The 12,186-nt window shown below is 61.7% G+C and carries 11 protein-coding genes; 9 read left to right on the top strand and 2 right to left on the bottom strand.

From position 1 onward, the window contains the following. The first annotated feature begins 24 nt into the window (after positions 1–24). The 5 genes from AAFP29_RS15155 to AAFP29_RS15135 all read left to right on the top strand — a co-directional run bounded on the left by AAFP29_RS15155 (position 25) and on the right by AAFP29_RS15135 (position 4,285). Positions 25–249 (top strand): CbtB domain-containing protein, encoded by a 225-nt coding sequence (locus tag AAFP29_RS15155; RefSeq protein ID WP_419218228.1) that lies wholly within the window; start codon positions 25–27, stop codon positions 247–249. 49 nt (positions 250–298) lie between these two features. Then, positions 299–1,111, top strand: a complete 813-nt coding sequence (locus AAFP29_RS15150) for a CbtA family protein (protein ID WP_419218740.1) — start codon at positions 299–301, stop codon at positions 1,109–1,111. Between the two features lie 262 nt (positions 1,112–1,373). Continuing rightward, entirely contained in the window at positions 1,374–1,865 is a 492-nt protein-coding gene (locus AAFP29_RS15145; protein ID WP_419218227.1) for a histidine phosphatase family protein, read from the top strand. A gap of 71 nt (positions 1,866–1,936) precedes the next feature. Continuing rightward, a complete protein-coding gene (locus tag AAFP29_RS15140; protein ID WP_419218226.1) occupies positions 1,937–3,163 on the top strand; it encodes an acyl-CoA dehydrogenase family protein in 1,227 nt (408 codons plus the stop codon). 138 nt (positions 3,164–3,301) lie between these two features. Then, the gene (locus tag AAFP29_RS15135; protein ID WP_419218225.1) at positions 3,302–4,285 is read left to right on the top strand and encodes an alcohol dehydrogenase catalytic domain-containing protein; all 984 of its coding nucleotides are present in this window, start codon (positions 3,302–3,304) and stop codon (positions 4,283–4,285) included. Positions 4,286–4,289: 4 nt separating this feature from the next. Here the strand turns inward: AAFP29_RS15135 and AAFP29_RS15130 are convergent, their stop codons facing one another. Beyond that, a complete protein-coding gene (locus AAFP29_RS15130; RefSeq protein ID WP_419218224.1) occupies positions 4,290–5,780 on the bottom strand; it encodes a flavin-containing monooxygenase in 1,491 nt (496 codons plus the stop codon). 84 nt (positions 5,781–5,864) lie between these two features. On the opposite strand from AAFP29_RS15130, the gene AAFP29_RS15125 reads away from it, so the two are divergent. Further along, the gene (locus AAFP29_RS15125; protein ID WP_419218223.1) at positions 5,865–7,070 is read left to right on the top strand and encodes a PucR family transcriptional regulator; all 1,206 of its coding nucleotides are present in this window, start codon (positions 5,865–5,867) and stop codon (positions 7,068–7,070) included. Positions 7,071–7,083: 13 nt separating this feature from the next. Here AAFP29_RS15125 and AAFP29_RS15120 read toward each other — a convergent pair whose 3' ends face one another. Further along, the gene (locus AAFP29_RS15120) at positions 7,084–8,490 is read right to left on the bottom strand and encodes a short-chain fatty acyl-CoA regulator family protein (RefSeq protein ID WP_419218222.1); all 1,407 of its coding nucleotides are present in this window, start codon (positions 8,488–8,490) and stop codon (positions 7,084–7,086) included. 119 nt (positions 8,491–8,609) lie between these two features. Here AAFP29_RS15120 and prpD point away from each other — a divergent pair, with 119 nt between their 5' ends. Genes prpD through AAFP29_RS15105 form a run of 3 tightly spaced genes read left to right on the top strand, consistent with a single transcriptional unit; the run spans position 8,610 to position 12,186 of the window. Next, positions 8,610–10,112: a 2-methylcitrate dehydratase PrpD gene (prpD, locus tag AAFP29_RS15115; RefSeq protein WP_419218221.1), complete on the top strand. Its 1,503-nt coding sequence runs from the start codon at positions 8,610–8,612 to the stop codon at positions 10,110–10,112. Beyond that, positions 10,112–11,053 (top strand): methylisocitrate lyase, encoded by a 942-nt coding sequence (prpB, locus tag AAFP29_RS15110; protein WP_419218220.1) that lies wholly within the window; start codon positions 10,112–10,114, stop codon positions 11,051–11,053. The genes prpD and prpB overlap by 1 nt, the downstream gene beginning before the upstream one ends. Continuing rightward, complete coding sequence (locus AAFP29_RS15105; RefSeq protein WP_419218219.1) at positions 11,050–12,186, top strand: bifunctional 2-methylcitrate synthase/citrate synthase; 1,137 nt, start codon at positions 11,050–11,052, stop codon at positions 12,184–12,186. The genes prpB and AAFP29_RS15105 overlap by 4 nt, the downstream gene beginning before the upstream one ends.

Here is a 12,186-nt window from a genome sequence, read left to right as displayed (position 1 = left end):
ACGCGCAATCCGGAAGGACATCCCATGACCTCCACAGCGAAAGCTGTATCCAAACCCCGCTCGCTCGCGGTACCGAATCTGTCGGTCGTCAGCGCGGCGTTGCTGCTCACCGCGACGGTGCTGATCGCAGCGCTCGTCTACTACTTCCTCGGCTACGACCAGGGCGCGGTTTCGGTGTTCGGTTCGGACACACACGTACACGAGTTCGTGCATGATGCCCGCCACTTCAACGGCTTCCCCTGCCACTAGACGAGCAGGAGACAACAGAATCATGGCTGAAACAGCACCCGGCGCTTCGATCGCCGGGAAGTTCGTTGGCGCAGGTCTCATCTCGGGACTTATCGCTGGAATCGTCGCTTTCATTTTCGCGCGAATATTCATCGAGCCCCAGGTCGCGAAGGCGATCGATTATGAAGAGGGTCGCTCACACGCGGAGGAGATGCTCTCCGGTGAGCACGGGCACGAGCATGAAGTCTTCACGCGGGCAGTGCAGGAGAATATCGGTGCCGGAATCGGGACCGTCGGTTTCGCGCTGGCGATGGGAGCATTCTTTGCCGTCGCATTCACGATCCTGTGGGCGTACGTTGGCCGGCGGTATCCGGCGGCCGATCCTCGATGGGTCAGTGCGGCCCTGACAGTGATCGGATTCGTCGCGGTGGTTGGCGTTCCATTCTTCGTTTACCCGCCGAATCCACCCGCCGTCGGCAACGACGACACCATCGGCTCCCGATCAGGTTCGTACCTGACACTCACCTTGATCTCGGTCGCCGCGGTAATTCTGGCGACAATCGCCGCACTTTGGCTCCGGCCTCGGATCGGCGGTTTGCTCGGAGCGGTGACCGCGACGATCGGCTATTTGGTGGTCATCACGATCTCGGCGGCACTGCTGCCCAAGTTTGACGAGATTCCGACACCGGTGACGAACGATGCCGGGCAGATCATCTATCCCGGATTTCCGGGTGATGTGATCGGATTGTTCCGCACCTACACGATCGCCAACCAGGTGATTCTGTGGACTGTTCTCGGTGTGGTGTTCGCATTGGTGCTCGGTTGGCTGTCGCGTCGCTCCGACGACCGGGTCGAGGTGGCAGCGGAGTCTGCTTCGGTTTAGTTGGTCGAGTTGCGAGTTTGTCTTGCCGGGTCTCGATACACCTGGCTCGGCTGGCGCCTCGCCAGGCACTCGACCATCGGTGGGGATTGCCAGGCATTCGACCATCGGCTGGCGCCTCGCCAGGCATTCGACTATCGGTGGGGATTGCCAGGCACTCGACCATCGGCTGGCGCCTCGCCAGGCATTCGACCATCGGCTGGCGCCTCGCCAGGCACTCGACTATCGGTGGGGATCGCCAGGCACTCGACCATCAGTTGGAAGCATGACCATGCAGATCATTACCGCGGGGCGGACCGCACCTAACAAACTCGTGCGATTCGGCGGTGCTGATAGGCCGCTCGACGAACGCGGTCGCCGTGATGTCGCGGCACTGCGGACATCGAGCGGCATTCTTGTCGGGCCTATCCGTTGCGGACCGGAAGCGGTCGCGGTCCAAACCGCCGCGCTATTGGGGTGTGCGCCCGTCCTCGACGAGGCTCTGAGGGCGCTCGACGTCGGGCGGTGGGACGGGCTAACTCCGGAGGACGTACCTACCGATGAGTTGCGGCAGTGGTTCGGCGATCCGACGTCGGCCCCACATGGCGGCGAGAGCGTCGAGGTGTTCGTGGCGCGGATCTCCAAGTGGCGCGAGCGGGCCGACGCGGGCACCGTAGTCGTCGCGAAGTCAGTGGCCCAAGCGCTGCTCTGCCGGGACGTCGGCGACTTCTTCTCGACCGAACTGAGGCCGGCCACAATCTATGGCGAGGGCCGCTAGAGACATCCGGCATGTTCTGTGTCACAGTGGTTGGTAACTGAGCTAGAACATGTTTCACCCGAGGAGTCTGAATGTTCGAGTGGTCCGACGAAGACCTGATGGTTCGCGATGCGTTGCGGCAGTTCATTGACAAGGAGGTGCGTCCGAGTATCGACGAGTTGGAGTCGGGTCAGCTTCCGCCCTACGACATCACGCGAAAGATGTTGTCCACCTTCGGTATCGACGCGATGAATCGTGACGCGCTGGAGAAGGAACTGGCCGCCGAAGAATCCGGTGATGGAAAGAAGAGCACTGGGCCGGGCAGTCTCGGCGGCTCGATGTTCCTGATTCTCAACATGGAAATGGCCGGCGTGAGCCTGGGCATCATCGCCTCGATGGGCGTGTCGATGGGCCTGACGGTATCGACTATCAAGTCGCGTGGCACTCTCGCGCAGAAGAAGCGCTGGCTGCCCGAGTTGGTCACTATGGACAAGGTCGGCGCGTGGGCGATCACCGAACCCGACTCAGGTTCCGATGCACTCGGTGGCATGAAAACAACCGTCAAACGCGATGGCGACGGCGGATACATCCTCAAAGGTCAGAAGACCTTCATCACGAACGGTCCCTACGCCGACACCATGGTCGTGTTCGCGAAGCTTGATGAAGAAGACGGCACTCCGATCCGCGATCGCAAGGTGTTGACCTTCGTACTCGATACCGGGATGGAAGGGCTGACGCAGGGTAAGCCGTTCAAGAAGATGGGCATGATGTCCTCACCGACCGGAGAACTGTTCTTCGACAATGTCAAAGTCGGTGCGGACCGGCTTCTGGGCGAGACCGAGGACACCGGTAGCGACAAGCGGGGCGGCGATAGCGCGAAGCAGGGATTCACCGCCGAGCGGATCGGCATCGCAGCCCTCTCGCTAGGCATTATCAATGAGGCGCAACGACTTTCGATCGACTATGCGAAGAGTCGTACCCTCTGGGGGCAGGAGATCGGACAGTTCCAGCTCATTCAGTTGAAACTCGCCGAGATGGAGGTCGCCCGACTGAATGTGCAGAATATGCTGTTCGTCGCGATGGAGGCCACGAAAAACGGCAAGCCGCCGACACTCGCGCAGGCCTCGGCGATGAAGCTCTATTCTTCAAGGGCTGCAACTGAAGTGGCGATGGAGGCGGTGCAACTGTTCGGTGGCAACGGCTATATGGCCGAGTATCGCGTAGAGCAACTGGCACGTGACGCGAAGTCCCTGATGATCTACGCCGGCAGCAACGAGATTCAGGTGACCCATGTGGCCAAGGGGTTGCTCAGAGGCTAGTTAACAAATTGAACTGGTCCTTCTGGGACGAGCAGATGGAACGAGCAGATGGAGAGGGTGCATCTGCTCGGCTCACGGGGGCCGGTTTCAGTATTCGCGCCGCGCCGCGCGAGAGCCGTCGACACTAGGCTGTTCGATATGGCAAGGATGCGAGCAGCAGTACTGGATGCCCCGGGCCCACCGTCCGCACTGTCGATTCGTGAGGTCGATCTACCGATTCCCAAGTCTGGCTGGGTCTTGATTCGCGTCCACGCTTTCGGCTTGAACAGGTCGGAGTTGCATTTCCGAAGGGGAATGGGGTCGTTCGGGTCCTTTCCGCGTATTCCGGGTATCGAAGCAGCGGGTGTGGTGGTGGAGTGTCCCGGCGGCGAGATCGAGATCGGCACCCAAGTGATGGCGTTGATGGGCGGGATGGGCCGCACCATTGACGGCGGCTATGCCGAATTCGTCTGTGTACCAGTGTCATCGGCGGTCGTTTTCGTCAGTAGTCTCGGCTGGGATGTACTCGGAGCGGTGCCCGAGATGTTGCAGACGGCACACGGCTCACTGACCGTCGGAACGGATGTCGGTGCGGGACAGTCGCTTCTGATTCGCGGCGGTACGTCGTCGGTCGGTCTGGCTCTGGCGGTGCTCGCTCGTCGGGCGGGCGCGACTGTCTTCACCACGACACGCAATGCGGCGCGCAGCGACTTCTTGGGCCAGTTCGCCGACCACGTTCTCATCGACGACGGAGCGATCGCCGAGCAGATTCGGCGGGTGCTGCCCGATGGCGTCGACGGTGCGGTTGAACTGGTCGGCACCAATACCCTGCCCGACACCCTGCGCGCGGTACGCCCCAAGGGCACAGTCTGTTTCACCGGCATGCTGTCCGACCAGTGGACGATCCCGGACTTCTATCCGATGGACTATTTGCCGACCGGTGTCCGGCTGACGGCATATGCGGGTGAAGCCGCGAATCTGCCTTCGACGGTGTTGCAGCCTTACCTTGATGACGCGGCAGCGGGCCGCACACCGGTGCCAATCGGTCGGGTCTACCGACTCAACGAGATCGCGCAGGCGCATCAAGATATGGAGGACGGCAACCTGCTCGGCAAGGGAGTGATCCTCACCGAGCAGGTCTGAGGAACTACTTGGCCGCTAGCGCGGGAACCTTTTGATAGTGCATGAAGCGGTCGGCGACGTCGCCGTTGCGTAGTTGCTTGACGTCGGCTGCGACGCTCATCGTCATCTGCCAGGGAGCTTCGGTTCCCTGCTTGGGTAGCCGGTCAAGTGCGCGTTTCACGTAGCCGGCGCCAAAGTTGAGGAGGGGCGCAGTAGTCATCGACGGATCGGGCACTGGTTGCACTGAAGCGTAGCCGCGCTCGTCCATGTGCCTCAGGACCCGGCAGAAGTACTCGCACAGCAAACCGATCTTCAGCGTCCAGGACGAGTTGGTGTACCCGATGGCAAGCAGAAAGTTCGGAACACCGGACAGCATCGCCCCGCGGTAGGCAACTGATTTGGTCAAGTCGACTGGCGTGCCGTCGGTGCTCAGCTCCAGGCCGCCGAACAACTGAAGATTCAAACCGGTTGCGGTGACGATGATGTCGGCGTCGATGACCGTGCCGTCGGTGAGTTCGATCCCGGTCTCGGTGAAGGTTTTGATATGTCCGGTGGCGATCGACGCCTTACCGCTGCGCAGGGTGCGGAACAGGTCGCCGTCGGGTACGACGCACAGTCGCTGATCCCACGGGTCATACGGAGGATTGAAATGAGTGTCGACGTCGAAACCTTTGGGCAGCATAGCGGTGTTGGACTTGCGGATGATCGCACGAGCCTGTTTCGGGAAACGCTGACAAAGCTGAAATACGATGCGCTGCTGAAGGATATTCTTCTGCCGGGACAATGCGTAGCCGCGTTCGTCACCGAGGAAACGCTTGAAAGCGTTGGCGATCATGTCTTCTCGTGGCAGGGGGATCACATAGGTCGGCGTCCGCTGCAACATCGTGACATGCTTCGTCTCCGGTGCCATCGCCGGGATGAGAGTGACGGCCGTTGCGCCGCTGCCGATTACGACAACGTTCTTACCCGCGAACTCCAGATCTTCGGGCCAATGCTGCGGGTGAACGATCTGGCCGGCGAACCGCTCACGTCCGGGGAATTCGGGGGAGTAGCCCTCGTCGTAGTTGTAGTAGCCGGTGCCGGCGAAGATCCACCGGGTCTTGACGATTTCCTCGACGCCGGAGTCGTTGTGGCGCACGGTGATCGCCCACAGCTGCTCGCCCGAGAGCCAATCGGCGGCTACCGCGCGACGCTGAAACTGGATATGGCCGGCCAGATCGTCGTCGTCAACAGCCTCGCGCAGGTAGTCGAGAATGCGGGGAGCATCGGCGATCGCCTGCTTATCGCGCCACGGCTTGAATTCGTAGCCAAAGGTGTGCAGGTCCGAATCCGACCGGATGCCGGGGTAACGGAACAGGTCCCAGGTGCCGCCAATAGTGTCGCGCGATTCGAGGATGGTGAACGACTTCTCCGGGTGTTCGGTGCGCAAGTAGTGGGCTGCGCCAATGCCGGAGATGCCGGCGCCGAGGATTACGACGTCGAAAACGTCGGTGGCGATAATGGGTTGGCTGGTCATATCTTCAATATTCCTTGAGACCGCCGTCACCCGGCAAGGGTGATATGAACCAAAACTCGCCGAGGTGTGGTTCATAATGAACACATGGATATCACGTGGGACGAGCCGTCCCCCGCCGCCGCGGCGTTAATTGTGGAGGCGCTGGCGCAGATCGTGGATCCCCCGCAGGGCTGGATGGACGAGTTCAACTGGGCCGCGCTGCAAGGTGTGCGACTCGACGAGATCGTCGACGACGCGGTCTTGATGGACGCGCTGCGGAGCACCAACGAAGGAAACCTGGAGCAGTGGGCCCAACATAACCTGGTAGCACCTGGTGCGCGAGTTCCGGTCCGCGTGGTCGACGACGGTACCGAGATGGTGCGCGAGATGGTCCGCCGCGGCTTGGATGCCGGCATGCTCGACGCCTTCCGCACTGCCCAAGCCGTCGCGTGGCGGCGTTGGATGGAAGTCTGCTTCAGTGTGACCGATGATGTCGCCCTCCTTCACGAGGTGCTTGACCTGACATCGCAATCGATCAGTGCGTTCGTCGACGATACCGTCGCCGCACTGGCCGATCAGATCGACGTCGCGCGGGCCCAGCTCGCCGGCGATACCCATGCCGAGCGTCGAGCCGCCGTCGCGCTGATCTTGGAGGGTGCGCCGATCGCGCAGGCGCGTGCGGAGGCGCAATTGCACTATCGTCTCGCCGGGCCGCAGATTGCCGTGGTGCTGACCGCGACCACGGCGGCGATGAGTCGCCTGGAAGAGCTGTGTGACGAGATTATGTCCGCCAATCGATTGAGCATGCGGTTGAATGTGCTCGCCGGTGCCGACCGCCTATGGGTGTGGTTTCCCACCGGCGCACTCGATATCGGCCCGGCGCTCGAAGGTGTCGAGGGCGTTCGTATCGCCATCGGTCAACCCGGGCATGGTCGGGAAGGCTTCCGGCGCAGTCATTTTCAGGCGCTCGCGGCCAATCAGACGGTGACCCGCCTCGGCTCGACACGTACGGTGGTCCGCTACGACGACCTGGCGTTGATCGGGGCGATGAGTGATGATCGGGCGGTCGTGGACGACTTCGTCAGTGAGACGCTCGGCGAATTGGCCACTGCCGATCCAGAATTGCGTGAATGCCTGCGCGTATGGTTCGCCGAGCGGTGTAATTCCACCACTACGGCGACCAGGCTGTACACGCATCGGAATACGGTGGTGCGGCGCGTCGCTCGCGCGAGTGAACTGTTGCCGGTTCCCTTGTCGCATAACGCGATCAGCGTCGCCGCAGCTCTGGAAGTGCTGCAATGGTTGCCGTAGTTCACCTGTCGTTCTACCCGCGGGGGGACAGGTACGGCGTCGATGCGGAAACGTTGTCGTCGACCGTGATTGGGCGCCCCAACTGCGGGAAAGCCCGCTGCGCGCAATCGGGACGATCACATACCTTGCAGCCGGCGCCGATTGGGACTGTTCGGCGTGGGTCGGCGAGGTCGATGCCGGTGGAATACACCAGACGGTCGGCGTAGGAAATATCGCACCCGAGGCCGATGGCGAAGCTGCTACGCACGCCAAGGTAACCCTGTTGTGGTTCGTCGGTGGTGCGCGCCAGCCAGAAATATGAGCGGCCGTCGGGCATTGACGACACTTGGGTGACGATCCGGCCGGGTGTGGCGAATGCGTCGTGTACCACCCAGAGCGGACAGCTCCCACCGACGCGGGAGAAATGAAATGCGGTGGCGGACTGACGTTTCGAGATATTTCCTGCGCGATCGGTGCGGACGAAGATGAATGGGACTCCGCGCAGGCGTGGTCGCTGGAGTGTTGAGAGTCGATGGCAGATCGTCTCGAAACCGACTTCGAACCGCAGGCTGAGCACCTCGATGTCGTAGCGGAGTTCCTCAGCGGCTGCGTGAAACTGCCTATACGGCAATACCAAAGCGCCGGCGAAGTAGTTAGCCAGACCAACTCGAGCTACCGAAGCCGAAGGCGCGCTCAGATTTTCGGCCGAGGTGACGATATTGTCGATGAGCGGGCGCTGCGTCAGGAACGCGAGTTGGGTAGCCAGCTGGAACGCGCGCTGGCCCGGCCGCAGGCGTCGGGCGATGGTGATAACCCGATTCCGCGGATCGTAGGTGCGTTTGCTCACCGAGTCGTCGAGTACGACACGAATTCCGAAGTCGCGCTCCAAGATCGCGCCCAGTTGCTCATCGAGACCGCCGACGGCCAGGTCGTGCGAGCTGAACATCTCCTCGGCGGCGATGTCGAGATCGTGGATGTAGTTCTTGCGGTCGTAGAAGAAGTCGCGGACCTCCTCGAATGGCATCGGCGTTCGAACCTGTTCGGTGTCGTCACGGGTGACGCTGGCGCGATAGGTCTCCAATTCCGTTGTCGCGGCGAGAAGTCGACGGTGCATGTCGACGAGCGCCTTTCCGACATCCGGCATCCGAGCGACCAACTCCTCGATCTGTCCGCCGACGTCACTCGAGTCGCCGCGTGCGGACAGGACTTCGGTCAGGTCGCCGACCAATCGTGCGTCGGAGTCGGTGGCGAAATAGTCGGTACCGAGGTCGAACTCGCGGGCCAGACTGAGCAATACGGCCACCGTCAGCGGCCGGTGATCGTTCTCCAATTGGTTGACGTAACTCGTCGATAGGTCAAGGCGGCGTGCCAGCGCCGCCTGGCTGATACCGCGTTCCTCGCGTAATCGGCGAAGCCGCGCGCCGGCGAACATCTTGGCCATGGCAAGTAAGCGTACGCGCATTGATGTACACAACGTTCGCAAAAGGCCGTATCGGTGTCCGCGAAAATACGCATTTGCAGGGGGTTTCGCTGTTGTTCAGGGGTGCGTACGGTGCAAATATGATCAATCACATCGTGCGAACCCGACGTAGCGCTGACGACTTCCCGCAGTCCGAGCATCTTGCTTACAAACTCGCGCAACTCGCGACTGATGCCGTCGAGGTGCCAGCCGACACGACCGAGATGATCATCAATCGGGTTATCGACAACGCATCGGTGAGTGCCGCATCGGTGATTCGCCGGCCGGTCACTACCGCGCGGTCGCAGGCCGTCGCGCATCCGGGAAAGCCGGGTTCGCAGGTCTTCGGCGTGCCGGGAAGCTATTCGCCGGAATGGGCAGCGTGGGCCAATGGAGTCGCCGTACGCGAACTCGACTTCCACGACACCTTCTTGGCCGCCGAGTACTCGCATCCGGGCGACAACATACCGCCGCTGGTCGCCGTTGCTCAGCACAAGGGGGTCAGCGGGGCCGATCTGATCCGAGGGCTAGCCACCGCCTACGAGGTTCAGATCGATCTGGTCCGATCAATCTCCTTGCACAAGCACAAAATTGACCATGTGGCGCACCTTGGGCCGTCGGTGGCTGCTGGTCTAGGCACGATGCTCGGTCTGGATGGTGAAACGATCTACCAGGCGATCGGGCAGGCCCTGCATCTGACGACCGCGACGCGCCAGTCGCGTAAGGGGCAGATTTCGAGTTGGAAGGCATTCGCCCCGGCCTACGCGGGCAAGGTGGCGATCGAGGCGGTTGACCGTGCGATGCGTGGCGAGGGAGCACCCGCGCCGATCTGGGAGGGCGAAGACGGGGTGATCGCTTGGCTGCTCGACGGCCCTGACGGTGAATACATCGTGCCGCTGCCCGACCTAGGCGAACCCAAGCGGGCGATCCTCGACAGCTACACCAAGGAACATTCGGCCGAATACCAGAGCCAGGCGCCGATCGATCTCGCCCGTCGGATGCGAGCGCATATCCCGCATATCGACGATATTGAATCGATTGTGCTGCATACCTCTAACCACACCCACGTGGTGATCGGCACCGGCTCGAACGACCCGCAGAAGTTCGATCCGGCCGCCAGCCGAGAGACACTTGACCACTCGGTGATGTATATCTTTGCCGTCGCTCTGCAGGATGGTGCCTGGGATCACGTGAAATCCTATGCGCCCGAGCGTGCTTCGCGTCCAGATACGGTCGCGCTGTGGAATAAGGTCTCCACCGTCGAAGACCCGGAGTGGACTCGCCGGTACCACTCGGAGGATCCGAACGAGAAGGCATTCGGTGCGCGCGCGGTAATCACCATGCGCGACGGCAGCGTGATCAGCGACGAGCTGGCAGTCGCCGATGCTCATCCGTTGGGCGCCAGGCCTTTTGCCCGTGAGCAGTATGTCGCGAAGTTCACCGGTCTCGCCGCCGGTGTCGTCGCGGCCCCCGAGCAGCAGCGCTTCCTCGACGTCGCAGCGGGATTGGCCGACGTACCCGCAGGTGGATTGGACGCTCTCAATGTCGCAGTCGAACCCGCCGTACTCAACGCCGCGCCGGTGATCGGTGAGGGCATCTTCTGATGGCGGTCGCCGAGGAGTTCTCGACCGACTTGTTCTCGTCGTCGACCACCGACGCCGACAAGCGGCGCGCGTTGCGCGCGGGCCTGGCATCGGGAACGTTGCAGCGCTGGCCAGGTGCGTTCTCGCCCCTCGTCGCGAAACTGGTGGCCGATCTTGGTTTTGAGGGAGTCTATGTCTCGGGTGCGGTTCTCGCGGCCGACCTGGGGCTACCCGACATCGGACTTACGACGCTCACCGAGGTCGCCACCCGTGGCGGTCAGATCGCCCGCGCCAGTGGGCTTCCCACGATCATCGACGCCGACACCGGATTCGGTGAGCCGATGAGCGCGGCGCGCACAATTGCGGCTCTGGAAGATGCAGGCCTTGCGGGCTGCCATCTGGAAGACCAGGTCAATCCGAAACGGTGCGGGCATCTGGACGGCAAAGCCGTAGTTCCGGTCGAGACCATGATCAAACGACTGCGCGCAGCTGTGGCCGCACGGCGGGACGAGAATTTCGTCATCTGCGCCCGCACCGATGCCCGCGCCATTGAGGGGTTGGACGCGGCGATCGATCGGGCTAGATCGTATGCCGCAGCTGGCGCCGACCTGATCTTTACCGAAGCGTTGACAGATCTCTCGGAGTTCGAGCGATTCCGGGCCGCGGTGGATATCCCACTGTTGGCGAATATGACTGAATTCGGCAAGTCTGAATTACTCACCGCCGCACAACTTTCCGATGTCGGATACAACGCGGTCATCTATCCGGTGACCACCCTGCGTATCGCCATGGGTGCGATAGAGGCCGGTCTGAAGAAGATTTCTTCAGCCGGCACCCAAGAAGATCTTCTCGACGGGATGCAGCACCGGTCGAGGTTGTACGAACTGCTGCGATACGCCGACTACAACCAATTCGACACCGACACATTCAATTTCACGATTCCAGGGAGCGCGAACACATGACCACTACCGCAGTGGCAACGGAAACACCCACCATCTACAAGGGATTGGCCGGTGTCGTCGTCGACACCACAGCTGTCTCCAAGGTGGTGCCGGAGACGAACTCGCTGACCTATCGCGGGTACGCCGTTCAAGAACTGGCCGCGCAACGGAGTTTCGAAGAAGTCGCCTACCTCCTCTGGTACGGCGAGTTGCCAACCAGTGGTCAATTGCAGTTGTTCACCCAACGAGAGCGGGCAAACCGCCGGTTGGACCGCAACGGCGAATCGGTGCTTGCCCGGATCCCGGACAACTGTCACCCGATGGATGTGGTGCGAACGCTCATCAGCTACCTGGGCACCGAGGACCCTGATGAAGACGTACCAACTCCGGAGGCCAACTTGGACAAGGCACTTCGCATGTACGCGGTGCTGCCCACGATCGTCGCCGCAGATATGCGACGTCGTCGCGGGTTCGATCCGATCAAGCCGCACCACGGTCTCGGCTACGCGGAGAACTTCTTGAATATGTGCTTCGGCGAGGTGCCCGATCCGGTAATCGTCAAAGCATTCGAGAAGTCGTTGACGCTCTATGCCGAGCACAGCTTCAATGCGTCGACATTCGCCGCGCGCGTGGTCACCTCGACGCAATCGGATATCTACAGCGCCGTCACCGCGGCGATCGGCGCCTTGAAGGGTTCTTTGCACGGCGGTGCCAACGAGGCGGTGATGCACGACATGATCGACATCGATCGACCCGAGCGTGCCCGCGAGTGGCTGAGCGCGAAACTGGCGGACAAGGACAAGGTGATGGGCTTCGGTCATCGCGTGTACAAGAACGGCGATTCGCGGGTCCCGACGATGTATGACGCGCTGGTCGAGGTTTCCGATCATCTCGGTGAGCACAAGTGGCTCAGTATCTATCGCGAGCTTGAAGACGAAATGGTTGCGCGTACCGGTATCAAACCGAATTTGGACTTTCCGACCGGTCCCGCGTACCAACTGATGGGCTTCGACATCGGGTCGTTCACGCCGATCTTCGTAATGGCGAGGATCACCGGTTGGACGGCTCACATCATCGAGCAGACCGCACATAACGCGCTGATCCGTCCGCTGTCGGCGTATGACGGTCAGCCGCAACGAGTTCTGGGGGCGTGA

This window comes from Gordonia sp. CPCC 205333 (assembly GCF_048537885.1).
Taxonomy (GTDB): Bacteria; Actinomycetota; Actinomycetes; order Mycobacteriales; family Mycobacteriaceae; genus Gordonia.
This window is presented reverse-complemented; position numbering and strand designations above follow the sequence as displayed.